This is a genomic window from Nocardiopsis sp. YSL2 (assembly GCF_030555055.1).
Lineage (GTDB): Bacteria > Actinomycetota > Actinomycetes > Streptosporangiales > Streptosporangiaceae > Nocardiopsis.
This window is the reverse complement of sequence record NZ_JAMOAO010000001.1, coordinates 6,012,459-6,036,647: the sequence shown is the minus strand read 5'-3', so window position 1 is coordinate 6,036,647 and position 24,189 is coordinate 6,012,459. Positions and strand designations below refer to the sequence as shown.

19 protein-coding genes are annotated in these 24,189 nt (G+C 73.8%); 11 read left to right on the top strand and 8 right to left on the bottom strand.

From position 1 onward, the window contains the following. The first annotated feature begins 90 nt into the window (after positions 1-90). Positions 91-1,188: a sugar diacid recognition domain-containing protein gene (locus M1P99_RS26600; RefSeq protein WP_304455329.1), complete on the top strand. Its 1,098-nt coding sequence runs from the start codon at positions 91-93 to the stop codon at positions 1,186-1,188. Between the two features lie 70 nt (positions 1,189-1,258). After that, the gene (locus M1P99_RS26595; protein ID WP_304455328.1) at positions 1,259-2,455 is read left to right on the top strand and encodes a glycerate kinase; all 1,197 of its coding nucleotides are present in this window, start codon (positions 1,259-1,261) and stop codon (positions 2,453-2,455) included. Here M1P99_RS26595 and M1P99_RS26590 read toward each other — a convergent pair. Then, positions 2,452-3,231 carry an NAD(P)H-dependent oxidoreductase gene (locus M1P99_RS26590; RefSeq protein WP_304455327.1) on the bottom strand — a complete coding sequence of 260 codons (780 nt, stop codon included), beginning with the start codon at positions 3,229-3,231 and terminating at the stop codon, positions 2,452-2,454. The two genes, M1P99_RS26595 and M1P99_RS26590, sit on opposite strands and share 4 nt — an antisense overlap. A gap of 138 nt (positions 3,232-3,369) precedes the next feature. On the opposite strand from M1P99_RS26590, the gene M1P99_RS26585 reads away from it, so the two are divergent. Together M1P99_RS26585 and M1P99_RS26580 are read left to right on the top strand one after the other, a co-directional pair. Continuing rightward, positions 3,370-4,221 carry a helix-turn-helix transcriptional regulator gene (locus tag M1P99_RS26585; RefSeq protein WP_304455326.1) on the top strand — a complete coding sequence of 284 codons (852 nt, stop codon included), beginning with the start codon at positions 3,370-3,372 and terminating at the stop codon, positions 4,219-4,221. A gap of 352 nt (positions 4,222-4,573) precedes the next feature. Further along, positions 4,574-6,595: a PhoX family phosphatase gene (locus M1P99_RS26580; protein ID WP_304455325.1), complete on the top strand. Its 2,022-nt coding sequence runs from the start codon at positions 4,574-4,576 to the stop codon at positions 6,593-6,595. Between the two features lie 108 nt (positions 6,596-6,703). On the opposite strand, the gene M1P99_RS26575 is transcribed toward M1P99_RS26580, so the two are convergent. Together M1P99_RS26575 and M1P99_RS26570 are read right to left on the bottom strand one after the other, a co-directional pair. After that, complete coding sequence (locus M1P99_RS26575; RefSeq protein WP_304455324.1) at positions 6,704-7,153, bottom strand: GNAT family N-acetyltransferase; 450 nt, start codon at positions 7,151-7,153, stop codon at positions 6,704-6,706. Positions 7,154-7,204: 51 nt separating this feature from the next. Next, a complete protein-coding gene (locus M1P99_RS26570) occupies positions 7,205-8,488 on the bottom strand; it encodes an isochorismate synthase MenF (RefSeq protein ID WP_304455323.1) in 1,284 nt (427 codons plus the stop codon). A 207-nt stretch (positions 8,489-8,695) separates the two neighbouring features. Here M1P99_RS26570 and M1P99_RS26565 point away from each other — a divergent pair, with 207 nt between their 5' ends. The 6 genes from M1P99_RS26565 to M1P99_RS26540 all read left to right on the top strand — a co-directional run bounded on the left by M1P99_RS26565 (position 8,696) and on the right by M1P99_RS26540 (position 14,262). Then, on the top strand, positions 8,696-10,318 hold the full coding sequence (locus M1P99_RS26565) for a glycoside hydrolase family 10 protein (protein ID WP_304455322.1): 1,623 nt from the start codon (positions 8,696-8,698) through the stop codon (positions 10,316-10,318). A gap of 179 nt (positions 10,319-10,497) precedes the next feature. Continuing rightward, positions 10,498-10,899, top strand: coding sequence for a molybdopterin-binding protein (locus M1P99_RS26560; protein ID WP_304455321.1), 402 nt, complete (start codon positions 10,498-10,500; stop codon positions 10,897-10,899). Continuing rightward, positions 10,892-11,722: a molybdate ABC transporter substrate-binding protein gene (modA, locus tag M1P99_RS26555; RefSeq protein ID WP_304455320.1), complete on the top strand. Its 831-nt coding sequence runs from the start codon at positions 10,892-10,894 to the stop codon at positions 11,720-11,722. The genes M1P99_RS26560 and modA overlap by 8 nt, the downstream gene beginning before the upstream one ends. Continuing rightward, positions 11,719-12,546 (top strand): ABC transporter permease, encoded by an 828-nt coding sequence (locus M1P99_RS26550; RefSeq protein ID WP_304455319.1) that lies wholly within the window; start codon positions 11,719-11,721, stop codon positions 12,544-12,546. Before modA ends, M1P99_RS26550 begins: the two co-directional genes overlap by 4 nt. Further along, complete coding sequence (locus M1P99_RS26545; protein WP_304455318.1) at positions 12,543-13,676, top strand: sulfate/molybdate ABC transporter ATP-binding protein; 1,134 nt, start codon at positions 12,543-12,545, stop codon at positions 13,674-13,676. The genes M1P99_RS26550 and M1P99_RS26545 overlap by 4 nt, the downstream gene beginning before the upstream one ends. A gap of 187 nt (positions 13,677-13,863) precedes the next feature. Next, entirely contained in the window at positions 13,864-14,262 is a 399-nt protein-coding gene (locus M1P99_RS26540) for a DUF3040 domain-containing protein (protein ID WP_304455317.1), read from the top strand. A gap of 74 nt (positions 14,263-14,336) precedes the next feature. On the opposite strand, the gene M1P99_RS26535 is transcribed toward M1P99_RS26540, so the two are convergent. The 3 genes from M1P99_RS26535 to M1P99_RS26525 form a co-directional block, all read right to left on the bottom strand. Then, on the bottom strand, positions 14,337-16,931 hold the full coding sequence (locus tag M1P99_RS26535) for a penicillin-binding transpeptidase domain-containing protein (protein ID WP_304455316.1): 2,595 nt from the start codon (positions 16,929-16,931) through the stop codon (positions 14,337-14,339). Between the two features lie 383 nt (positions 16,932-17,314). Next, positions 17,315-18,661, bottom strand: coding sequence for an FAD-dependent oxidoreductase (locus M1P99_RS26530; RefSeq protein WP_304455837.1), 1,347 nt, complete (start codon positions 18,659-18,661; stop codon positions 17,315-17,317). Between the two features lie 326 nt (positions 18,662-18,987). Continuing rightward, entirely contained in the window at positions 18,988-19,671 is a 684-nt protein-coding gene (locus M1P99_RS26525) for a 1-acyl-sn-glycerol-3-phosphate acyltransferase (RefSeq protein ID WP_304455315.1), read from the bottom strand. Between the two features lie 242 nt (positions 19,672-19,913). Here M1P99_RS26525 and M1P99_RS26520 point away from each other — a divergent pair, with 242 nt between their 5' ends. Then, positions 19,914-20,567: a cyclase family protein gene (locus M1P99_RS26520; protein ID WP_304455314.1), complete on the top strand. Its 654-nt coding sequence runs from the start codon at positions 19,914-19,916 to the stop codon at positions 20,565-20,567. Between the two features lie 176 nt (positions 20,568-20,743). Here the strand turns inward: M1P99_RS26520 and M1P99_RS26515 are convergent, their stop codons facing one another. Together M1P99_RS26515 and M1P99_RS26510 are read right to left on the bottom strand one after the other, a co-directional pair. After that, positions 20,744-22,816 carry an FUSC family protein gene (locus M1P99_RS26515; protein WP_304455836.1) on the bottom strand — a complete coding sequence of 691 codons (2,073 nt, stop codon included), beginning with the start codon at positions 22,814-22,816 and terminating at the stop codon, positions 20,744-20,746. 90 nt (positions 22,817-22,906) lie between these two features. Continuing rightward, positions 22,907-24,148: a hypothetical protein gene (locus M1P99_RS26510; RefSeq protein WP_304455313.1), complete on the bottom strand. Its 1,242-nt coding sequence runs from the start codon at positions 24,146-24,148 to the stop codon at positions 22,907-22,909. Positions 24,149-24,189: the final 41 nt, after the last annotated feature.

Here is a 24,189-nt window from a genome sequence, read left to right as displayed (position 1 = left end):
GGCGCCTCGGGCGGGGCGCTCGGGTCGGGCCGGTCGGCCCGAAGGGCGCGAGGGCGGGTGCCGAGGGGGCACGGGCCTATCCTGGGGGCCATGGCCGAACACTCGCGTCGGGCCCCGTTGAGCGGTGAGATCGCCCAGCGCGTGGTCGACCTCATCGCCCCGACGATCAGCCACAACATCAACGTGATGGACGAGCACGGCACGATCATCGCCTGCCTGGATCCCTCCCGGATCGGCACACTGCACAGGGGCGCCCAGCGGGTGATCGCCGAGGGGCGCGGTGTGCTCGTCACCTCCCGCGGGCGGGAGGGCTCCGACCGGCCCGGCGCCAACGAGCCCCTGGTCATCGACGGTGAGCTGTGCGGGGTCGTCGGGGTGACGGGGGACCCCCGCGAGGTCGCGCCCCTGGCCAGGGTCGTCGCGCTGACCGTCCAGCTCCTGGTCGTCCAGAGCCGTGACCAGGACGCGGTGACCCGCCGCCACACCGAGGCCCGCGACCTGATCGCGGCCCTGACCTCGGGCACGGCCGAGCGGGGGGCCGCCCGGGCCAGGCTGGCCGCCGCCGGGCTGGCTCCGCCCTGGTCGCTGGCCCTGTGGGCGGCCGCCGAGGCGCGCGCGGACGGCTCCGCCGCGCCGCCGGAGTCCTCCGAGAGGGCTGCGGCCCGGATCAACGCCGACGCCGGCCACCGGGCGGCCGTCCTGCACGGCGCCCTGTGGGCGGTCGGGTCCGGCGCCGTGCCCGCATCCCGCGCGCTCGGCCTGCCAGAGGAGGGCCGCCACACCCGGACCGAGCCCACGAGCGAGGTCGACGTGCTGTTGGCCGACGCGGAGGAGTCGCGGGCGCTGTGCCGGTACGCCGGGCTGATCCCGGCGGCGGGGGAGACCGGGCCGTGGTCGCGGGCCGTCGCCGTGGCCGTCGCCCACCTGCCCGCGCGCAGTCTCGCCCGCCTGGCCGGGCGGGTCGTGCTCCTGAACGGGGCGCAGCGGCGCACCGTCCTGGCCGCGGCCTCGACGACGTCCATGCAGGCGGCGGCCGACGCGCTCTACGTCCACCGCAACACCCTGCTCCAGCGGGTGGAGAGGATCCGGGCGGTGACGGGGCTGGACCCGCGCCGCCCCGACCACCTGACCACGCTGCAGATGGCGATGTACGCTCGCGACGCACTGGGCGGTTCGCACATAGAGTGACCGCTGATCCCCAGGAACCTTGGGCAGTTCACTGTCGAATCGCACGGTCGGCGTGTTTAGGATCGGCTGCATGTCGCACGTACCGCACACCACCGACGAGGTACCACGGGTCCGCGTCGCCGTCGTCCCGGACTCCTTCAAGGGCAGCGCCCGCGCCGTGGAGGTGGCGGCCGCGATGGCCCAGGGGGCCGAGGAGGCCTTCACGGGGCTCGGCATGAAGGCCGACATCGACGTCCTGCCGTTCGCCGACGGCGGTGAGGGCACCCTCGACGCGCTGCTCGGCGCCTGGGGCACCGGCGCGCACACCGTGGAGACCACCGACGCGCTGGGCCGTCCCGTGCGCGCCCGCTACGGGTTGTCCCCCGACGGCCGGACCGGTGTCATCGAGGCCGCGGAGGCCAACGGGCTGCCCCTGGTGGACGACGTGCCCCTGCGGCCGCTGACCGCGAGCACCCGTGGTCTGGGTCCGCTGGTCACGGCCCTGCTGGACGCGGGCGTGGCGGAGATCCTGCTGTGTATCGGCGGCTCGGCGACCACCGACGGCGGCGCCGGCCTGCTCGCGGCGCTGGGGGCACGCCTGCTGGCGCGGGACGGTTCGGAGCTGCCCGAGGGCGGGGGGAGCCTCAGCGAGCTGGACCGCCTGGACCTGTCGGGCCTGGACCGGCGCGCGCGCTCGGTGCGCTGGCGGATCGCCTGCGACGTCACCAACCCCCTGGTCGGGGAACGGGGCGCGGCGGCCGTCTTCGGGCCGCAGAAGGGCGCCACCCCGCAGGACGTGCGTGTGCTGGACGCGGGGCTGGGCCGTCTGGCCGACGTGCTCGCCCAGGTGAGCGGGACCGACGTGCGCGATCTGGCGGGGGCGGGGGCCGCCGGGGGGCTGCCCGCGCCGCTGGCGGCGCTGTTGGGCGCCGAGCTCGTGCCCGGCTCGCGGATGGTGGCCGAGGTGCTGGGCGCCGAGGAGCTGCTCTCCCGGGCCGACCTGGTCCTCACCGGTGAGGGTTCCTTCGACAGCCAGTCCCTGGCGGGCAAGGTGGTCGACGCCGTACGGCGCCTCACCCCCGCCGACCGCCCCGTGGTGGTCATCGCCGGACGTGTCTCGGTCCCGGCGGAGGAGCTCGCGGCCGCGGGGATCACCGCGGCCGTGTCCATCGCGCGGGGGCCGGCCACCCTGGACCGGCTGCGCGAGGAGGTGCTGCCCGGGATCACCTGGGCGGCGTTCACCAGCTGCCGCCTCCTCGCGCACGGACCGGTCGGCTCTCGCGGCTAGCCGCGCACGTGCAGCCCGAAGCCCGTGCGGCCGGCGGGCTCCAGTCCCTCCCTCAGGCGCAGGGAGGGGATCTCGTAGTCGCCGTGGTTCTGCGGCCGGAACGCGATGGGCTCGGTCGTCCCCAGGGTGAGCAGGCGCTGTCGCCAGCCCTCGGCGGCGTCCGAGTAGTCCTGGGCCGTCATCCGGTCGGCGCCGTAGACCACGAACGGCGGCAGCACGTCCATGCCCGGGTGGTAGAGGACGCCGTGGTGGAGGGGGAAGAGCAGGTCGTCCATGGGGCCGTTGATCCCGCGCGCGGCGTAGTGCGACTCCGGTCCCCCGGCGGTCACCGACAGCAGGGCCCGGCGGCCGGCGAGGGTGCCCTCGCCGAAGCGGTCGCCGTACCTGGTGCCGCTGTGTTCGCCCACGCCGTAGGCGAAGCGGTGGGTGAACACCCGGTCCACCCAGCCCTTGAGGATCGCGGGCACGGTGTACCACCACAGCGGGAACTGGAAGAGGACGGTGTCGGCCCACAGCAGCTTCTCCTGCTCGGCGCGTACGTCGGGGGTGAGTGTTCCGGTGTCGAAGGCGCGGCCGGAGTCCCGGGCGACCTTGAGCGGGCGGGAGGCGGCGGTGCCGTAGTCCGCGGCGTCCGCCGACGCCTTCCAGTCCATCGCGTACAGGTCGCTCACCCGCACCTGGTGTCCGGCGCCCTCCAGGGTGGAGACCGCGAGGTCCTTCAGTGAGCCGTTGAGCGACCGCGGCTCCGGGTGGGCGTAGACGATCAGCGTCTTCATGGGAACTCCTTCGGATCGGGTGCCTTCGATCCTGGGTGCCGCGGGCCCCGGTGTTCAGGGGCGCCCCGTCCGTCGGACGGGACTTCCTGGTACCGGCAGGGCCACCCTGCCGGGCGCGGCCGAGGCCATACTGGGGGCATGGACGATCTCGCGGGTTTCCTGCGGACCCGGCGCTCCCGGGTCGATCCGGCGTCCGTGGGCATCCCCACCGACAGCCGGCGCCGGGTGGCGGGGCTGCGCCGTGAGGAGGTCGCGCACCTGTCCGGTGTGAGCGTGGACTACTACGTGCGCCTGGAGCAGGGCCGTGCGAAGCAGCCCTCCGAGCAGGTGCTGGACGCGCTCGCGCGGGTGCTGGGACTGGACGAGACCGAACGCGGGCACGTCCACCGGCTCGCCCGGCAGGGCCGGCGCCGGGTGAGCGCGCCGGGCGGGCGGCGGGTCCGGCCGGAGCTGTTGCGCGTCCTCGCCCTGGTCGCCGACGCACCCGCGCTGATCACGAACCACCGTCTGGACGTGCTCGCCGGGAACCGCCTGGCGGGGCTCCTCTACGGCCGACCGGTGGCGGGGTTGAACACCGCCCGGCACATCTTCCTGGAGGAGGCCGAGCGCGGCCTGTACGCGGACTGGGAGCAGTGCACCCTCGACGTGGTCGGGCACCTGCGCCTGGCCGCCGGCAAGTACCCCGACGACCCCCGCCTGGCCTCGCTCGTGGGGGAGCTGGCGATGGGCAGCGAACGCTTCCGCCGCCTGTGGGCCCGTGCGGAAGTGCGCGCCCGCGCGCACGGACGCAAGGCGTACCGGCACCCGCTGGTCGGACTGCTGGAACTGCACCAGGAGAACTTCGCGCTGCCGGACGGGTCGGGCATGGAGCTGCTGGTGCTGTCCGCGCCCGAGGGCAGTCCCTCCGAGGACGCCCTGCGCCTGCTCGCGGGCCTGGGCGCGGACGGCGCCGACGCGCACGCGGAGGCGCGGGCCCCGGTCCGCGAGTAGGGGGCCCGGCCCCGGTCGCCGCGGGCCGCGCCGCCGTGGAGCGGGGCGTGTCCGCCGCGCCCCGGCCGGTGGACGAAGACGGGCGTGGGGTCTGGCGTCGGGCGCACGGGCGCGTCATCATCGCGATCGAGGGCGACGGTGAGTGCTCAGGCGGCGATGACGTGTGACCGTGTGAGGGATGTGTCGGAGTTGTCGGTGCGTTCACCCTGGTTTCACCCCTGCGTGTGAAACCTCGGCCAAGGTCAGGATCGGCTGGTGGAACCCTCTGCCGGCCGATCACCCGCACGCCCCGACCCGGCCACCCGTACCCGGTGGGCGCGTGGGAGCAGTCACGATCCCCAAGGAGTATCGCGTGCCCGAATCCGCGCCCCAACGTCGCCTCCTGCCGCTCCTGGGCCAGGTCGGCGGTGGCCGATCCCGCGCGACGTGTCACTACCGCTGCGGCGACGCCTGTTTCCACCCGGCTCCCAACACCAGCGGCAACGCCTACTTCGGTGACATCTTCCAGAAGGCCCTCTCGCGCCGTTCCGCGCTGCGCACCGGAGCCGTGACCGCCGGGGCGGGCGCGCTGGGGCTGTCGGCCCTGGCCCCGGCCATGGCCGACCGCCGACCGAACCGCCCCCACCCCTCGCCCCGCCTGACGTTCCGCAACGTCCTGCCCAACAACGAGGACGCGCTCACCGTCCCCCGCGGATACGAGCAGCACGTCATCGTGCGCTGGGGCGACCCGGTCCTGCCCGGCGCCCCGGAGTTCGACGTCAACGCCCAGACCGCCGAGGCCCAGGCCCAGCAGTTCGGGTACAACTGCGACTACGTCGGCCTGCACCAGCTCGACGACGACCACGGCCTGCTGTGGGTGAACCACGAGTACACCAACGAGCGCATCATGTTCGCCGGGTACACCGGTGGCGCCGACGCCGACCCGGAGCAGATCCGGGTCACCATGGCCGCGCACGGCGGCTCCCTGGTGGAGATCGAGCGGGTGGGCCGCAGCGGGCAGTGGAAGCTCTCCGAGGGCGAGCGCGCCTTCAACCGGCGCATCCACACCGGCACCCCCTTCGTCCTCTCCGGTCCCGCCGCCGGCCACGACCTGCTCAAGACCGAGGCCGACCCGTCGGGTACCGAGGTCCTGGGCATGCTCAACAACTGCTCGGGCGGCATGACGCCCTGGGGCACCTTCCTCAGCGGTGAGGAGAACTTCAACCAGTACTTCGGCCACGCGCCCGGCACCCCCGAGACCAACCGCTACGGTCTGCGCACCGGTGCCTCCAGCCGCCGCTGGGACCGGGTCGAGGAGCGCTTCGACCTGTCCAAGCACCCCAACGAGGCCAACCGCTTCGGCTACGTCGTCGAGATCGACCCGCTCGACCCCCAGGCCGCGCCGGTCAAGCGCACCATGCTGGGCCGCTTCAAGCACGAGGGCGCCAACACCATCCTGGCGGCCGACGACCGGGTCGTGGTCTACCTGGGCGACGACGAGCGCTTCGACTACATGTACAAGTTCGTCAGCGACGGCCGGTACGTCGAGGGTTCGCGCCGGCACAACATGACCCTGCTCGACTCGGGCACGCTCTACGTCGCCAAGCTCACCGGCAACAGCCCGGCCGAGGAGTTCGACGGCTCCGGCACGCTGCCCTCCGACGGTGAGTTCGACGGCACCGGCGAGTGGATCGCCCTGTGCAACGCCACCGAGAGCTTCGTGGACGGCTTCAGCGTCGCCGAGGTGCTGGTGTACACCCGCCTGGCCGCCGATGCCGCGGGCGCCACCAAGATGGACCGTCCCGAGGACTTCGAGCCCAGCCCGGTCACCGGCAAGGTCTACTGCGCGCTGACCAACAACTCCGCCCGTGAGCCCGGCCAGGCCGACGAGCCCAACCCGCGCGGCCCCAACCGCTACGGCCACATCCTGGAGATCGTCGAGGAGGGCGGGGACAACGCGGCCACCGCCTTCGGCTGGAACGTGCCGCTGGTGTGCGGCGACCCCGAGGACGACGACACCTACTACGCGGGTTTCGACAAGTCCAAGGTCATGGCGATCTCGGCGCCGGACAACCTGGCCTTCGACAAGCACGGCAACCTGTGGATCTCCACCGACGGCCAGCCCGGCTCCCTGGGCACGGCCGACGCCTTGCACGTCATGCCGGTCGAGGGCCGCTTCCGCGGTGAGCTGAAGACGTTCGCCACGGTGCCGCACCGTGCCGAGGCCTGCGGCCCCTTCATCACCGGGGACAACAAGACCGTCTTCCTCGCCCCGCAGCACCCGGGCGACGACGGCACCTTCGAGTCGCCCACCAGCGTGTGGCCCGACGGGGACTTCCCGCGCCCGTCGGTGGCCTGCATCTGGCACAGGGCCGGCCGCGACATCGGCCAGTAGGCGGCCGCTGCCAACCGGTGCGTCCCGTGCGTGGCACGGGACGCACCGGGCCGGTTCCGGGGGGCGGGGGTCACACGCCCGGAACCGGCCCGTGCGCGCTCCCGCGCGTCAGAGGATCCGTTCGAAGCACAGCGACGACGGTTCGTCGGCGTAGGCGCCGAACGGAGGGATCGGCGTGTAACCGGACCGGGTGTAGAACCGCACGGCGTCGGGCTGGCGGTCGCCGGTCTCCAGGCGCAGCGCCTTCCAGCCCCGCTCGCGGGCCCAGTCCTCCAGCGCCGCCAGGATCAGGGGCGCGGCGCCCGAGCCGCGCCGCTCGGGGCGCACGTACATGCGCTTGATCTCGCCACCGGCCCCGTCCAGCCGGCGCAGACCGCCGCAGCCCACCGCGGTGCCGTCGGCCTCGCGGGCCAGGACGAACAGCGCGATGTCCGCGGCCGAGGGCGCGGCACCGGGCTCGGAGTCGGGCGTGCCGTAGCGCTCGGCGATCTCGGTGCGCTGCAGGGCGCGCAGGGCCTGGGCGTCGGGGTCGTCCCAGCGGGCGTGTTCGATGCGCATGGCGTGAGGGTAGCGGGGCGGGGTTTCCGTCGTGTGACAGGGGGTGCGCGCTCAGTCGGCCGGGTCGGTGAGCGCCTCGCGCATGACCCGGAACTTCGACTCTGTCTCGGCCGCCTCCGACTCCGGATCGGACCCGGCGACGATGCCGCATCCGGCGAAGAGGCGGGCCCGCGCGCCCTCCAGACGCGCCGAGCGCAGCGCGATGCCCCATTCGGCGTTGCCCGCGCCGTCGAGCCAGCCCACGGGGCCGGCGTAGCCGACCCGGTCCATGCCCTCCACGTCGGCGATCAGCCGCATCGCCGCCGCGGTGGGTGTTCCGCCGACCGCAGCGGTGGGGTGCAGGGCCGCCACCGCGTCCAGCGCCGAGACCCCGGGGGACAGGCGCGCGTGGGCGCGGGTGGCCAGGTGCTGCACGTTGGCCAGCTGCAGCAGGTGCGGCCAGGCGGGGACGGACAGCTCCTCGCTGAGCGGCTCCAGGGCCGTGCGCAGCGAGTCCACCGCCAGGCCGTGCTCCTCCACGTCCTTGGCCGAGGACATCAGGTCCTCGGCCAGGGCGCGGTCGGAGTTCGGGTCCTCTCCGCGCGGGCGGGTTCCGGCCAGCACCAGTGAGGTGAACCGGTCGCCTTCCAGGCGCAGCAGCAGTTCGGGGGTGGCGCCCACCATGCCGTCCACGGAGAAGGTGAAGCAGCTGGGGAAGCGGCGGCGCAGCCGTTCCAGCAGTGTGCGCACGTCGATGGCGGAGGCGGCCTCGGCGACGGCGTCGCGGGCCAGGACCGCCTTGTCCATGTCGCCGGTCCTGATGCGTTCGACGGTGTCGGCCACCACCGACTTCCACTCCTCGCGGCCCAGTGAACCCTCGGTCCAGGTCAACGGGCCGATCGGGCGCGGCTCCGGGGTGGGGTGCAGCAGCTCCGGCGGGTGGGCGCCGGGCGTGTCGGTGACGGTGGTCAGCCAGGTGCGCCCGTCGCGCCGCCCGATGAGGACGCGGGGGACCACGAGGGCGGAGCCGTCGGAGGAGGGGGTGAAGGTGAAGGTGCCGAAGGTGACCAGGCCCGTTCCGGGCAGGGCGACCTCGTCCTCGACCACGGCCTTGGCGGTCAGGGCCTCGGTCCAGCGCGCGGCGTCGGTGAAGCGGGAGGTGTCGGTGGGGTCCGCGGCGTCGGGCCGCCCCGGCAGGTCCAGCCGTGCCGCCCGGCCCCAGGCCACGAGGCCGTCCTCGCCGGTCAGCCAGGCCAGGGGCGCCCCGGCGGGCAGGTGGCGGACCAGGCTGTCGGTGTCGGAGCGCAGGGCGACGGTGCGGACGTGCAGTGCGGGCGGGCTGAGGTCGGCGTTCACGGGTACCGAGTCTAGAACGTCGCTCGACCGGGACGCCCTCGGGTTCCGGAAACGTGCATCCGTACCCAGACGACCTCAAAACGACTCGCTGCTGCGATTTCCATAGTTTGCCGGAATCGTGTCCGAAACTTGACATCTTGCCTTACTCTGGTTCGCGGTGCGCCGCCCCAGGCGCGCCGCGAACCGGCCCTGGAGGAAGCAGTCTTGATGCGATCAGTCGCACGCGTGGTGACCCCGTCCACCACGGCGGCACGGTGGACGGCGATCGCCGCGGCGACCGCCGTCCTGGCCTCCGGCTGCACCCTGTCCGGCGGCGGTGGCGGCGGTGAGGAGGCCGCGGACGGGGCGGTGGGCACCGCGCCCGTCCAGTGCGGGACCGACGGCGACAAGCAGAGGATGCGCGGCGCCTGGCTCACCACCGTCCGCAACATCGACTGGCCCTCCGAGCCCGGGCTGTCGGGCCGCGAACAGCGCGAGGAGCTGGACGCCTACCTCGACGACGCCGTGGACATGGGGCTCAACGCCGTGTTCCTGCACACCCGGCCCACCGCGGACGCCGTCTACGAGTCCGACCTGGAGCCCTGGGCCCGCTACCTCACCGGGGAGCAGGGCGGCGACCCCGGCTACGACCCCCTGCGGTACGCGGTCGAGGAGGCCCACCGGCGCGGGCTGGAACTGCACGCCTGGTTCAACCCCTACCGCGTCGGCTTCCAGGACCCCGACATCGAGAACCTCTCCGAGGACCACCCGGTCAAGGAGAACCCCGACTGGCTGGTCGACTACGGCGACGAGGGCTACCTCGATCCCGGCATCCCCGAGGTCCGCGAGTGGGTGACGGCCGTGATCATGGACGTCGTCGACCGCTACGACGTCGACGGCGTGCACTTCGACGACTTCTTCTACCCCTACCCCAAGGACGGCGGGGACTTCGACGACGACGCCAGCTGGGAGGAGCACGGCGGCGACTTCGACTCCCGGGCCGACTGGCGCCGCGACAACGTCGACCAGCTCATGCGGGACGTGCACTTCCAGATCCAGCAGTCCAAGCCCTGGGTGAGCTTCGGGGTCTCCCCGTTCGGCATCTGGCGCAACGACTCCACCGACGGCAGCGGCTCGCCGACCTCGGGCCTGGAGTCCTACGACGCCCAGTACGCCGACACCCGCACCTGGATCCAGGAGGGCACCGTCGACTACGTCGCGCCGCAGCTGTACTGGGAGCGCGGGTTCGACAACGCCGACTACGAGGCCCTGGCCGACTGGTGGGCGCACGAGGTCGAGGGCACCGGCGTGGACCTCTACGTCGGCCAGGCCGCCTACCGCCTGGGCGAGGACGGCTGGACCGGGGCGGACGCGCTGAGCCGCCAGCTCGACTACTCCGGTGCCCTGGACCAGGTCGCCGGGGACGTGTTCTTCTCCATCAAGAGCCTGCGCGAGAACGCCGAGGCCGTCGAGGGCCTGCGCGAGGCCCACTACACCCGCCCCGCGCTGCCGGTCCGCGTCGACTCCGCCGAGGGCCTGCTCACCGGCGCCGTCGAGGGCGTGAGCGCGCAGGAGGACAAGGACCGGGTCGAGGTCACCTGGCAGGCCCGCGACGACGCCCGCTTCTACGCCGTCTACCGCCTTCCCGAGGGCGGCCTGGACGGGCTCGACCCCGCCTCGGAGGAGGCCCACTGCGCCGCGGTCGCGCCCGGGAACCTGGTCGGGGTGACGGGGGAGAGCGCCCTGACCGACACCGCCCCGGTGGCGGACGGCGCCGGATACGTGGTCACCGCCCTGGACGCCTACCGTGCCGAGGGCCCGATCAGCGAGGTCGCCGACCCTCGCAGCTGACCTGAGCGCCTCCACGCGGGTCCCCCGGGGTCCGCGCCCACCGCCAGAGCCCACGGCGGCGGGCGCGGGCCCCTTCCTGTGTGTTCCTGGCATATCCGACGAAGACGCGGCGCTATGCTTATGATCTGCTAGGCAAAAGACCATCGTTCCATCGCAACTGCGAAGAGTAGGTTGTTCCCATGCCCACCTTCCAGATCGGTGAGGCCGCCGACCTCCTCGGTGTCAGCGCGGACACCGTGCGGCGCTGGGTGGACGCCGGACGCCTGGCCGCCGACCGCGACGGCTCCGGCCACCGTCACCTCGATGGCGCCGAACTCGCCGCCTTCATGCGTGCCGGAGCCGACGAGGACCCCGGGCTGCGGCTCTCCTCGGCTCGCAACCGCTTCCGGGGGCTGGTCACCAACGTGGTGCGCGACCAGGTCATGGCCAGTGTCGAGATCCAGGCCGGACCGCACCGGGTGGTCTCCCTGATGAGCAGGGAGGCCGCCGACGAACTCGGTCTGGAGGAGGGCAGCCTGGCCACGGCGGTGGTCAAGTCCACCAACGTCATCATCGAAACGGCCGGAGACCACCATGCGTGAGACCGCCCCCCGACGCGCCCGGCCCGTGCGCCCCGCCCGCGGTGTGCTCGCCGTGCCGGCCGCCGCACTGCTGGGCCTGACCGCCTGTGGGGCCCAGGACACCGCCGGTACCGGCGACGGGCTCAGCGGAGAACTCACCGTGCTGGCCGCCGCCTCCCTCACCGACGTCTTCACCGGGATCGCCGGGAGCTTCGAGGAAGAGCACCCCGGAGTCGACGTCACCCTCAGCTTCGCGGGCAGCAGTGAGCTGGCCCAGCAGATCAACTCCGGGGCGCCCGCGGACGTGTTCGCCTCCGCCAACACCTCCACCATGGCCCAGGTCGTGCAGGGCGAGGGACTGGACTCCGCCTGGGCGGCCGAACACGGCGAGAACGGACTGGTCTTCGCCACCAACACCCTGCGCATCGCCGTGCCTCCCGACAACCCCGCCGGGATCGGGAGCGTGGCCGACCTGGCCGAGGACGGCGTCCAGGTGGCCTTCTGCGCGGAGGACGTGCCCTGCGGGGCGGCGACCCGGACCGCGATGGAGGCGTCCGGAGTCCAGGTCACCCCGGTCACCCTGGAGGAGGACGTCCGGGCGGTCCTGACCAAGGTCGAGCTGGGCGAGGTGGACGCCGGTCTGGTCTACGCCAGCGACGTCATCGCCGCCGACGGCCGGGTCGAGGGGCTGGACTTCCCGGAGGCGGAGGAAGCCGTCAACGACTACCCGATCGGCGTCCCGGCCACCTCCGAGGCCCCCGGACTGGCCGCGGCCTTCATCGATGCGGTCACCTCCCAGACCGGATCGGCCGTCCTGGACGACGCCGGCTTCGGTACGCCGTGACCACCGTGACGCCCCGCCGGGGCTGGCGCGTGCGGCGCGTCCGTTCCGGACGCACCCCCTGGATCCTCGTCGTCCCCGCGGTGGTCGGCGTGCTCTTCCTGGTCCTGCCCTTCGCCGGGCTCCTGGTCCGAGCCCCCTGGCCCACCATGGGCGCGCGCGTCACCGACCCCGCCGTGCTCTCCGCACTGTGGCTGTCGCTGTCCACCGCCAGCGCCGCCACCGCGGTCTCCCTGCTGTTCGGCGTCCCCCTGGCCTGGCTGCTGGCGCGCACGCGGTTCCCCGGGCGCCGCTTCGTGCGGGCGCTGGTGACCGTCCCCCTGGTGATCCCGCCCGTGGTGGGCGGCGTCGCGCTGCTGCTGGTGCTGGGCCGCAACGGGCTGGTCGGTCGGTACCTGGACGCCTGGTTCGGGCTGACCCTCCCCTTCACTCCGACCGCGGTCGTCATCGCCCAGGTGTTCGTCGCCATGCCCTTCCTGGTCATCAGTGTCGAGGGTGCCCTGCGCGGGGCCGACCGCCGCTACGAGGAGGCCGCCGCCACCCTGGGTGCGAGCCGCGCCACCGTCTTCGCCCGGGTCACCCTGCCGATGGTCCTGCCCGGGATCGCGGCCGGGGCCGCTCTGTGCTGGGCGCGGGCCCTGGGCGAGTTCGGCGCCACCATCACCTTCGCCGGGAACTTCCCCGGCACCACCCAGACCATGCCGCTGGCGGTGTACATCGCCATGCAGCGCGACCCGGAGGCCGCCATCGTGCTGAGCCTGGTGCTGCTCCTGGTGTCCCTGGCCGTGCTGGTCACGTTGCGCGAGAGGTGGGTGAACGCCCGATGAGCCGGGAGGTATCCGCCGGGAAGCCCGGACCCGGCCCGTCCCCGGCGGCCACCCCGGGGCGGGCGGCGCACGGGCTCGACGCCGCGCTGCGCGCGCGCCTGGGCGGCTTCACCCTCGACGTGCGCCTGACGGCGGCGCCGGGGGAGGTCCTGGCGCTGCTGGGGCCCAACGGCGCGGGCAAGTCCTCCGTGCTGCGCGCTCTGGCGGGCCTGGTGCCCCTCACCGGCGGACACGTGCGCCTCGACGGCCGCGACGAGACCTCCACCGCCGTCGAAGACCGCCCGATCGGCATGGTCTTCCAGGACTACCTGCTCTTCGAGCACATGAACGCGCTGGACAACGTCGCCTTCGGGCCGCGCTGCCAGGGGGCGACCAAGGCGCAGGCACGCGCCCGCGCCGCCGCGCTGCTCGGCGACATGGGCCTGTCCGAGTACGCGCACAGCCGTCCCCGGCACCTCTCCGGCGGCCAGGCACAGCGGGTCGCCCTGGCCCGCGCCCTGGCGGTGCGGCCGCGGATGCTGCTGCTGGACGAGCCGATGGCCGCGCTGGACGCCAGCACGCGCATCGGCGTCCGGTCCCGGCTGCGCCACCTTCTGGAGGGATTCGACGGAGTGACGGTTCTGGTCACCCACGACCCGCTGGAGGCCATGGTGCTCGCCGACCGCATCGCGGTGATCGAGTCGGGCCGGGCCGTGCAGGAGGGGGCGCCCTCCGAGGTGGCCCGGCGTCCGCGCACCGCCTACGTGGCCCGGCTGGTGGGCCTGAACCTCTTCCGCGGCCGGGGCGAGGGGGAGGCGGTCGTCCTGGACGGCCGGGACGGGCACGGCGACGGCGGCGGGCCGACCCGGGTGGCGGTCCGGGAGCCGTGCGGGGGCCCGGCCCTGGTGGCCTTCCCGCCGCGCGCGGTGGCCCTGTACCGGGAACACCCCCACGGCAGTACGCGCAACGTGTGGCGCTCCACGGTGGACGGGATCGAGCGCTTCGGCGACCAGGTGCGCGTCCACCTGGCGGGGCCGCCCGCGCTGGCCGCCGACATCACCCCCGCGGCGCTGGCCGACCTCGGGCTGACCCACGGTGACACGGTCTGGGCGGGGGTCAAGGCCTCCGAGGTCGAGTGCTACCCGCAATGAGGACCAAGGTCCTTGCGGGAGGTGACACAGGCCTCCGACATGCTGGAACGCCTCCGGGACGATGGTCACTCCCGACCGAATCCGCACCCGAAATCCGCTCGACTCCTGGATATCTGGGCCCCGGCCGGGGGAGACTGTACAACACCCGGTGATGACAGTCCTTCCCCCGGCGGCTGAGGAGGGTGCCATGTCCCTGAGAGAGCATGAGCGGAGGATCCTCGCGGAGATCGAGCGGCAGCTCTCCGAGGAGGAACCGGCCCTTGCCGGACGCCTGGAGGCCTTCGGCTCGGACGATCCCGACGCTCCCGTCGATCCCGGCCTCAACAGCTGGAAACCATGGGTGGCGTGCGCGTTGATCGCCGCGGTCACGGCCGGGCTGCTGGTCCTGCTGTTCGTCCTCACACCCAGCGCGCCGCAGCCCTCCACGACACCGAGCCCGGCGGGAACGTCGCAGACCACGGATCCGGGCGGAGCGGATCCCGCCACCGGCGATCCGCCCGCGAACGAGCCGGTGGACACCGCGCCCGGCGGCATCGCCCCGGTCGAGGCCGACCCGGAGGACGGCGCCCCGGCCGACGGCGGGTAGGCGCCGACCACCGGGGACATGGGACCGTCGCGGTCGGCGGCGCCGCTCGTGGTGCGCGCCGCCGACCGCGTGGATCACAGGGCGTTGGTGAACGCGGCGGCCAGCGGGCCGGCCACGGAACCGCCGCCGCCACCGCCCTCCACCACGATCGCGAAGGCGACGTCGCCCTTGTAGCCGACCATCCAGGCGTGGGTGGGCAGCTCGTCGTCCTCGCCCTCGGGCGTGCCGAACTCGGCGCTGCCCGTCTTGCCGTACACCTCACCCTGGAACCCGGCGTTCTTGGCGGTGCCGTCGGTGACCACCGAGCGCATCATCGGCCGGATGGCCTCCGCGTTGGCGATGGGCGTGGGCGCGGGAAGGCCTTCGCTCGCCGGCTCGGTCACCAGGACCGGATGGCGCCAGGAGCCGTCGGCGATCGCGGCGGGCACCGTGGCCATGTGCAGCGGCGAGCTCAGGACCTGGCCCTGGCCGATGCTCTGCGCGCCCAGCATGGTGGAGCTGTCCACGGCCGGGAAGCTCGGTTCGAGGGCGGGCACGCCGATGTCCATCGGCGCGTTCATGCCGAACTGCTCGGCGCTGGCCTTCAGGGTGTCCGACGACAGCCGCTGCCCGACCTGGTCGACCAGGGCTGTGTTGCACGAGGTCGCGAACGCCTCGGTCACCGTCTGGGCGCCGTACTCGCCCTCGCCAGCGTTGACGAAGTTCCAGCCGCCCAGGTCGTACTCCTTGGGGCAGTTCATGGTGGTGCCCGTCGTCATGCCGTTGTCCAGCAGCGAGCTGTAGGTGATGATCTTGAACGATGACCCCGGCGGGTACTGGCCCTCGAAGGCCCGGTTGAAGCCGCCGGGTACGTTCGCCAGGGCGAGGATCTCGCCGGTGGACGGGCGCAGGGCCACCATGCCCACGTCGTCACTGGATTCGATGACGGCGTTGGCCGCGGCGTTCTGGACGCCCATGTCGATGCTCGTGACGATGTCCTCGCCGTCGGAGCCGTCGAGGGTCGTGACGGTGTTCTCCTCGGTGGCCTCCACCGAGTCGGGGTCCTCGGCCTGCTCGGCGTCGACCATCACGATGGTCGTGGCGGCCTCGCCCGCGAGCTGTTCCTCGTAGGTGCGCTGTAGCCCGGAGGCGCCGACGGTGTCGCCGACCTTGTAGGCCGGGCCGAGCCGCTCGACGTCCTCCGCGGTGGCCTCGCCCAGGGAGCCCGCGATCATCTGCAGGGACCCGGAGGCCTCGTCCAGGCGGGTGCCGTCGGCGGCCAGGATCCGTCCGCGCTCGCCCCACACCGTGGTGCGGGCCAGTACCTGGCCCTCGCCCAGGCCGGGATAGGCGGCTTCGGGGGAGAACTCCACCAGCCACTCGCCGTCCTGGCGGACCAGGGGCAGCTCGCCCTCCCAGCCCCAGTCGTCGGCGTTGGCCAGGGAGACCGTCACCTCGTAGGGGGCCGTGCCGGTGTCGCCCTCGGCGGTCGGCTCCCCGACGGTGACGTCCACGCCCTCGACGCCCAGGCCGGCGTCGATGCCGCCCAGGATCTCGGCGGGGTCGTCGCCCGTGGTGACGGCGGCCATGCGCTCGTAGTCCCGCTCGTTCCAGGCGGCGGCGTACTCGGCCGTGGCCTCACCGGGCTCGGGCATGCTCAGCACGAACCAGGAGACCCCGCCGCCGATGAGGACCAGGACGACCACGGCGGCGACGGCGCCGATGATCAGACCGCGCCGCGAGCGGGCCGGCGGGCCGGGCGGGAGGCCCGGGTGTGCGACATCGTCGGGACCCCCCGGACCTCCGGGACCGCCGGGGCCCTGGGGGCCGCCGGGGCCTCCGGGACCCCCCGGACCGCTGTAGAGGTACTCGAAGCCGTCGGATCCGGGGCGCTCGCCGGGCGCGGCGGCCGCGGCGTGCTGGTACGGACCGCGGTCGGGCACGGGCTCGCCGAAGGGCTGGGGAGGGCTGCCGGGATAGGGGGTCTGGCCCTGGTGGACGGGTTGGCCCGGGTAGGGGTCGTCCCAGGACTCGGCCGGGGGGCCCTCGTTCTGCGAGGGGGCGCTCCAGGACTCGCCCGGGGGCAGGGCGCCGTCGGGCCCGCTCGCGGCCGGGACGGGGACCTCCCAGGCGTCGTCGGCGTCGGGACCGCCGTAGGGCGCGGGAGCGGTGTGCTGTCCGGGTGCCCCGTCGCCGCCGGGGTGCTGTCCTCCGGACGCGTGGGGCTGTGCGGGTGCCCCGTGCCCGCCGGGGCCGGGGTATCCGCCGGAGGCCTGGGGCTGTGCGGGTGCTGCGTAGCCGGCCGGGTCCTGTCGGCCGAACGCGGGGGGCTGTGCGGGTGCCTCGTCGCGGCCGGGGTGCTGCCCGCCGGACGCGTGGGACTGTCCGGACGCATGGGACCGTGTGGGGCTTGCGTGCTCACCGGGGCCGTCGGTGTGGTCGGCGGAGCCGTCCTGGTCGGGGCGCGGCTCCCACGACTGCGGCTGTGCGGGGGCGTCGGGAACGGACGGGGCAGGGTCCGCGGAGCGCGGGTGCGCGTAGCCGGGCCCTCCGGCGCCGGTGGGGCGGGCGCTCTCGGGGGGCTGGGGAATGCGGTAGGGGTTCTCCGGGCGCGTGCCGGATCTCGGGGGCTCACCCGATCCGGGGATCGGCCCGGAGGAATCCGGCTGCCGGGGGGACCGTTCGTCCACGCCTGACCGTCCTTCGTAGAGATCCATGGAGAGACCAGAATGCCCCACTCCCACCGCGGTGGGAATGGGGCATCAGGTCGAGGGCCGGCGTGGCGGTCGCCTCTCGGCGCGGGGCACAACGGGGCTCCTGGCCGTACGGTCGACCACCTCGGGAGGTGATCGCCGGACGCGGTATTCCGCGAAGGCAATAGTTGAGGCCCGGGGGACACTTGCTACCACACCGACCAACAGTGACTCTAACTCATTCGGCCGGGCCGTTGTTCCGGTGCCGGGAGGTAAGTCGCATGCGCAATCTCACGGTGGATTCGCGCGCCCGTCGGGGAACACGCGAAGGCCGGTCCCGCAGAGGGGCGCGGGACCGGCCGGGAAGCACGCGCGCCGGACTAGTCCTGGCGTGCGATGCTGGTCTGTTCTTCGCGGCTGCGCAGTTTCAGGCGCTTGCGGCCGCGCTCGGCGCCGAGCTCCTCCTCCTTGGCCTCGATCCGCTGCCATCCCTCCCAGGTCGTGTAGCCCACGCCCCGCTCGGAGAGCAGGGACCGGAAGGCGACGGGGTCGGGCTCGGCCGCGGGAGTGAAGGACTCGCGGTCGGCCACCAGGTTGGTGACGGTCTCCAGGGCATCGCCCTTGGTGTGGCCGATGAGGCCCACGGGGCCGCGCTTGATCCACCCGGTCGCGTAGACGCCGTCGACCGGTTCCTCGTCCAGGTCCAGGACCCGGCCCTCGGAGTTGGGGACGACCCCGCGCTCCTCGTCGAAGGGCAGGTCGGCCAGGGGCGAGCCCAGGTAGCCGATGGCGCGGTAGACGGCCTGGACCTCGTGGTCAATGTACTCGCCGGTGCCGCGGACGGACCCGTCCCCGGCCAGCTCCATGCGCTCGGTGCGCAGCCCGGTGACGCGGTCCTCGCCGAGGATCTCCACGGGGCTGTGCAGGAAGTGCAGGTGCAGACGGCGCTCGGCGCCCCGCGGGTCGCGGATGGCCCAGTTCTGCAGGACCTTGACGTTGGTCTTGACCTGGTTGGACTCATCGCAGGCCTGGAGGCTGCCCTCGTCCATCTCGAAGTCCTCGGGATAGACGATGACCTCGACGCCGGGCTGCTTGTCCAGCTCGCGCAGCTCCATCGGGGTGGCCTTGCACTGGGCGATGCCGCGCCGGGCGAACACGTGGACGTCGGTGATCTGCTTGGCGCGCAGGGCCTCGTAGACGTTGTCGGTGATGTCGGTCTGCAGGAGGTCGTCGGCGTCCTTGGCCAGGATGCGCGCGACGTCGACGGCGACGTTGCCCGCGCCGATGACGGCGACGCTGGTGCCCTCGACGTGCCAGGACGGCGAGACGTCGGGGTGGGAGTCGTACCAGAAGACGAAGTCGGCGGCGCCGTGGCTGCCGTGCAGGTCGACACCGGGGATGTCCAGCGGCCGGTCGCGGTCGCTGCCGGTGGCGAAGATGACGGCGTCGTAGTGGCGGCGCAGGTCCTCCAGCTTGAGGTCCACGCCGTACTCGACGTTGCCGTAGAAGGTGATCTCCGGCTTGTCCAGGATCTTGTGGAGGGCTCCCTGGATCTGCTTGATCCGCGGGTGGTCCGGGGCCACGCCGTAGCGGACCAGACCGTAGGGGGCGGGCAGCTTGTCGAGGATGTCGATGCTGACGGACGTGCCGCACGCGGACAGGGTCTCGTCCTTGGTGAGCAGGTCCGCGGCGTAGATTCCCGCGGGGCCCGCACCCACGATTCCCACTCGCAGTGGTCGCGTCATCGCACAGCTCCAAGTCTTCGCGCCAGAGTCGGACGCCATTGGTAAGGCTTGCCTAATCTATCCGGTGCTGCCACCGGGAAAACCTACTATAATGGTAGGCAATCCCGGGGCCGACCCCAGGGGGACGGATCGGGGCCGCGGTCGGCGTCCGCGGCGGTTTCCCAGGTGGCGCCGGTGGTCCGGCTGCCCTGAGAGGCCCTGCGCGGACCCTCACGCAGGGGTCAACGCTCTGTCACGGACGATTCAGGCCCGAGTTCGCTGTGGGGAAAGTCACCGTCATCGCGGGGCCGTCCGCCCCGTGGCGGACGCTAGCCCTGCTCCAACTCGGCCTTGACCGAGGCCGCGAAGCGGGGGACCTGCTCCTGGCCGGAGAGCTCGGCGATCGCCGACATGACGGCGTCGGTGGCCTCGCGGCGGGGACGCGCCTTGTGCGCCAGGCCCTTCCAGGGCGACAGGTCCACGGGTTCGCCGAAGCGCACGCCCACGCGGTTGAGCGAGGGGACCCGGCGCCCGGGGGGAAGGATCCGCTCGGTCCCGGCCAGCGCCACCGGCACCACCGGGGCGCCCGAGGTCAGCGCCAGCCACGCCAGTCCGGTCTGGCCCCGGTACAGGCGGCCGTCGGGCGAGCGCGTGCCCTCCGGGAAGATCCCGAAGACCTCTCCGCTGTCGAGGACCGCCAGGCTGTTGTCCATCGCCTCCTGTGCGCTCTGGCCGGGTCGGCGGTCCACGGCCAGCTGGCCGAAGGAGCGCAGGAGGGCGGTCAGGGCCCGTTTGGGCAGCGTCGCCTCGTCGAACAGCTCCTGCTTGGCGATGAAGCGGACCTGGCGGGGGCAGGCGACGCCGATGAAGAGCGGGTCGATCAGCGCCAGGTGGTTGGCGGCCAGGATGACCGGCCCCCGGAGCGGGACGTGGTGCGCGCCCTCGACCCGCTGGGGCCAGACCAGGCGGCTCGCCGGCGCGACCACGACCTTGGCTGCTCCGTACAGTGTCACGATGCTTCGCCCCTTCTTCTCGGGTGGTCCGTGGGTGATGCGGACTCCCGGGGCTCATCCGTGGTCCGTCGACACCGAGCTTATCGGGGCCGGGGCGCGGGTGGCCGGGTCGAGGTCCGGCGGATCTCCTTCGCCGGAACACTGCCGTGACGTGGGCCACACGCGATAGTCTTCTGGTCTAGACCTTTGGCGCGGGTCAGAGGTCCTCATCACGCGCTCCGAAGCGAGGAAGAACGTCAGCCATGGGCAAACTCGTCGACGTCAGCCACCAAGTCAGCGATGGGATGATCACGTACCCGGGCATCCCCGAACCGGCGATCGAAGAGGGTTCGACTGTGCCCGGCGCCGCACCGGGCCTCGGTGCGAGCAGCGGCCGGGTCGAGATGGTCGGAGCCACCGGCACCTACGTGGACATGCCCGCGCACCGATACCGGGACGGCGCGGACCCGGCCGACCTGGACCTGGAACGCGTCGCCGACCTGCCCGGGACCGTGGTCGCCGCCACCTCCTCCCGGCAGATCGGCCCCGAGGTCTTCGCCGGCCTCGACCTGCGCGGTCGCGCGGTCCTGATCCGCACGGGGTGGGACCGCAACTGGCGGACCGACGCCTACGGCGGCGATGACCACCCGCACCTGACCGAACTCGCGGCCAAGACGCTGGTCGAGAGCGGAGCGGTGCTCGTGGGCATCGATGGGGTGGGGGTGGACGACACCTCGCCGTCGGCCGAGGGCGCGCGCCCCGCGCTGGCCGTGCTCCTGACGGCGGGCATCCCGGTCGTCTCGCACCTGTGCCTGCTCGACCAGCTGCCCGAGGACGGCTTCCGGTTCTTCGCGGTTCCGGCCAAGATCCGCGGCATGGCGGCCTTCCCGGTGCGGGCCTTCGCCGTGGTCGACTGACCGCGCGGGCTTCGAGGGCACCGCGGATTCCGTCTCCGGCCCCGTCTCCGGCCCAGTGTCGGCCGGGGCCGGGACGCCCCTGGACCCCGGGGCGGTCAGGTGGCCTGAGCCGCATCCCCGCGGGCCTGTCGGGGGAGGAGAGCCCTCCGGGAGGCCCCCTTCGGGGAGGGGCGCGGTCAGAGGTCGGCGTCGACGTCGCCCTGGGCCCGCCGCCGCTCACGCTGGGCCCGGCGCTCGGCCTCCAGCCGCGCGGAGCGCTCGTCCTGGGCGACCGCGCTGGTCATCGCGTTGGACAGGGCGTGCAGCTCCATGTTGATCCGCGGGTAGGCGGTCAGCCGGGGCAGCGCGCCCAGGCGCGGGGTGCGCCGCTCCTCCATCGAGGCGGCCAGTTCCCGCAGGGCCAGGTCGACCCGCTGCAGGGTGATCGTGCCGACCTCCGCGGGCCGGTCCAGGGCCAGGGCCGACAGCGCCAGGTAGCCCGTGCGCTGTGTGGCCACCACCACCGGCCACAGTGGCTGGGTCGAGGAGCTCCGGGGCACGTCCCCCAGCGCGCTCTCGTACACCCCGCGCAGGTTCACCAGGGCGGCCCGCATGTCCCGGCGCAACCGGTAGCGGCGCTCGGGGCCGATGCTCACCTCCTGGTCCAGGACGGCCACCATGCACTCGCGCGCGGTCTCCAGCACCGCGACGATCGCCTGCGGCAGCCGCGTGGCCGAGGCCTTGCGCCACAGCAGCAGGGCGCCGGCCAGGCCGAAGGCCGATCCCACCAGGGTGTCGATGATCCGCGCCCCGGCCAGTTCCTGCAGCGCCTGGGGTGCGGCGGTGTAGGACAGCAGCAGCGCCATCGGGGTGATGAGGATGGAGGCGTAGAAGAAGTTGCGTCCCACCACGAGCTGGGTGAGCCCCATGAACAGCCCGGCCAGGAGCACCACACCGCTCAGGGGGAGGCCGAGGGTGAGCAGGAAGGCACCGCCCAGGACACCGATGAGGGTGCCCAGGGAGCGCTGGAGTGAACGGTTCAGGGCCAGGACCACGGTCCCGCCCTGCAGCACGGCGGTAGCGGTGATCGCCACCCAGTAGTAGTGGTCCAGCCCCAGCCACAGCCCGAACGCTCCCGCGGCCGTCACGGTGATCCACATCCGCAGCGCGGTCGGCCGCACGAGCGACTCCCCGCTCATGCTGAAGCGCAGCGCGTCCCACAGGGCCGGGTACCGGGTGTCGTGCAGGGTGTCGGCGCGCTCGTCGTCGGCGTTCTCTCCCGTGCGGCGGGCCGCGTGGGCGGCCCGGGCCAGGAGCCCGTACAGGCGCGACTCCAGCGAGCGCGGGCGCAGGCCCCGGCGGAGTTCGTCGAGCTCGTCCGGTTCGGGCGCGCGGTCGGGGACGGGGACCGCCAGGGCCATCCGGTCGGCGAAGTCGGCGGCGGCCTCGGGCAGGGGCGTGGGCCGGGCCAGGCACACCTGGGTCGTGGCCAGGTGGATGTCGGACACCCAGCGCAGTAGCGCGCGCAGCCGGGCGGCCTCGGGCGTGGCGCGGTAGCCGCGCGTCTGGGCCAGCAGGACGATGCGCCAGGCCTCGGCGACCGCCACCGACGCCTGGTGCTGGGCGTGGTCCAGTTCGGGGCGTCCCACCGCCCGCAGCAGCGCGGCCAGTTGCTTGAAGGCTCCCGACACGGCCCGGTACTCGGGGTGGCGGGCCCGCACGGGTGCTCCGGACATCGACACCGACCAGCCCACGGCCGCGCCGAGCGCGGCCAGGGCGGCGTGCAGGGGGACGTCGGCCCATCCGCCCGGGGCGATGGTGGAGATCGCGCCCACCAGGACGAAGAAGAGCGGGCCCGGCTTGTCCACGCGCCAGGCGGCGCAGACCCAGGTGGCCACGCCCGCGGTGAGGCCGATGGAGACGACCGAGGCCCACACCGACAGCGACGAGGCCAGCGAGCCGAAGGCCACGCTCGCCACGAAGCCGAGGCCGACCAGGGCCAGGGCGGCGGAGCGGTAGGCGTAGGGCGTCTTCTTCTCGTAGAGCACGGTCATGGAGCCCAGTGCTGCCAGCGTGCCCAGTTGCGGGGTGAACAGCCAGGCCGCCAGGCCGAACGACAGCGCCATCGCGATGCTGGCCTGGACGGCCGTGGTCCACGCCCACTGGCCGGACTCCAACCCGAAGACCGCCTTGAGGTCGACCCGGGGCTGGGGCCGCTGAGCCACCTGTACGCGCTCGGGTCCTTCGTCGGCGGAGCCGCCCATCCTCATCGGGCCGGTCTCACCAGTGGTTCCCAGATCTCGCACGCTCACCATCCTAGACCTGGACGAACGGGGAGGTAGGGGACCAGGGGGCGGGTGCTACGTCGTCTCGGCGGCGGGGGAGGGGGTGGCGCCGCGGTCGGACTCGGCGCGCTCGGCCCGCTCCTCGGCCCGGATCCGTGCCTGCTCGGCCACCGCCAGCCGGGCGGCGGCGGCCTCACGCGCTTCGGCCAGCGTGGTCTCGGCGTGTCGGCGCTGGGCATCGAGTTCGCTGGTCAGGCGCTCGCGGTCGGCGACCGAGCGCGCGAGCTCGGCGGTGAGTCGCTCGCGTTCGGCCGCGGCGGCCTCGCGGTCGGACTCCAGATGCTGCCGGGCGCGTTCGGCCTCGGCGGCGAAGCGCTCCCGCTCGGCGGTGAGTGTGTCCAGTGCCTCGCCCGCCCGCGCCTCGGCGCGGTCGGCCCGGGCCGCCTCCCGCTCGGCGGACAGGACGGCCTCGTCGCGGGCCCGGGCGGTCGCGGCGGCCTCGGCGCGCACCCGCTCGGCCAGGGCGCGCAGCTCCTCGGTCTCCGCACGCAGCTGCTCGGCCTCGGCCCTGGCGTGCTGGAGCCGTCGCGCGGCCTCGGCCCGGTCGCGTTCGCGGTCGGCGCGCGCACGGTCCTCGGTCTCGGAGACGCGGCGGTCGGCGGCGGCCAGCCCGGCGTGGGCCTCGGCGACGGCGGCGTCGCGCTCGGCCTGGGCCCGCTCGGCCTCGGCCTCCCGGCGGTCGCGCTCGGCCTCGGCGGCGTCCCGGCGCTCCACGGCCTCCTCGGCCATCCGCTCGGCCGCCTGCGTGGCGGCGACGGCGGAGGCGGCGGCGCTCTCGGCGGCGCGTCGGGCGGCCTCGGCCTCACGGCGGCGGTTCTCGGCCTCCAGACGGGCCGCGTCGGCCTCGGCGGCGCGCCGTGCCCCGGACAGCCGTGCGGCCTCGACCTGCGCCTCGGCGGCCGCCGGGTCGGTCATGGTGGTGAAGGCCTCGGTGGCGGCTCGCAGGGTGGCGCTGAGCTGTTCGCTCTGTACCGCGAACCTGGTGAGGAGGTCGTCGGCGCGCAGCCGGGCGGCCGTGACGGGTTCGGCCGCGGGCGCGGTGCCGGGGGCGGCGGTGTCCGCGTCCTCCTGGGCCGCCCGCGACTCCCCCTCGAGGCGTTCGGCCTCCTGGGCCTGGCGCTGGCGCTCCTTCCAGGCGCGCCAGCGCGTGTGCTCTGGCAGGTCGCAGTACTGGGGCGGGCGTCCGGGGGAGGTGCCGCGCGGGACCGGCCGGTCGCAGCCGGGGAAGGTACAGGTGCTGGAGTCGGAGGTGGCCACGGGGCGAGCGTAGCGGTTCGCCGCTGCGGGGGCGTGTCCGG

Bases quoted from the DNA above. Each gene is read 5' to 3' on its own strand.
- M1P99_RS26600 (WP_304455329.1), top strand. From the start codon at position 91: ATGGCCGAACACTCGCGTCGGGCCCCGTTGAGCGGTGAGATCGCCCAG.
- M1P99_RS26595 (WP_304455328.1), top strand. From the start codon at position 1,259: ATGTCGCACGTACCGCACACCACCGACGAGGTACCACGGGTCCGCGTC.
- M1P99_RS26590 (WP_304455327.1), bottom strand. From the start codon at position 3,231: ATGAAGACGCTGATCGTCTACGCCCACCCGGAGCCGCGGTCGCTCAAC.
- M1P99_RS26585 (WP_304455326.1), top strand. From the start codon at position 3,370: ATGGACGATCTCGCGGGTTTCCTGCGGACCCGGCGCTCCCGGGTCGAT.
- M1P99_RS26575 (WP_304455324.1), bottom strand. From the start codon at position 7,153: ATGCGCATCGAACACGCCCGCTGGGACGACCCCGACGCCCAGGCCCTG.
- M1P99_RS26565 (WP_304455322.1), top strand. From the start codon at position 8,696: ATGCGATCAGTCGCACGCGTGGTGACCCCGTCCACCACGGCGGCACGG.
- M1P99_RS26560 (WP_304455321.1), top strand. From the start codon at position 10,498: ATGCCCACCTTCCAGATCGGTGAGGCCGCCGACCTCCTCGGTGTCAGC.
- modA (WP_304455320.1), top strand. From the start codon at position 10,892: ATGCGTGAGACCGCCCCCCGACGCGCCCGGCCCGTGCGCCCCGCCCGC.
- M1P99_RS26545 (WP_304455318.1), top strand. From the start codon at position 12,543: ATGAGCCGGGAGGTATCCGCCGGGAAGCCCGGACCCGGCCCGTCCCCG.
- M1P99_RS26540 (WP_304455317.1), top strand. From the start codon at position 13,864: ATGTCCCTGAGAGAGCATGAGCGGAGGATCCTCGCGGAGATCGAGCGG.
- M1P99_RS26520 (WP_304455314.1), top strand. From the start codon at position 19,914: ATGGGCAAACTCGTCGACGTCAGCCACCAAGTCAGCGATGGGATGATC.
- M1P99_RS26515 (WP_304455836.1), bottom strand. From the start codon at position 22,816: ATGAGGATGGGCGGCTCCGCCGACGAAGGACCCGAGCGCGTACAGGTG.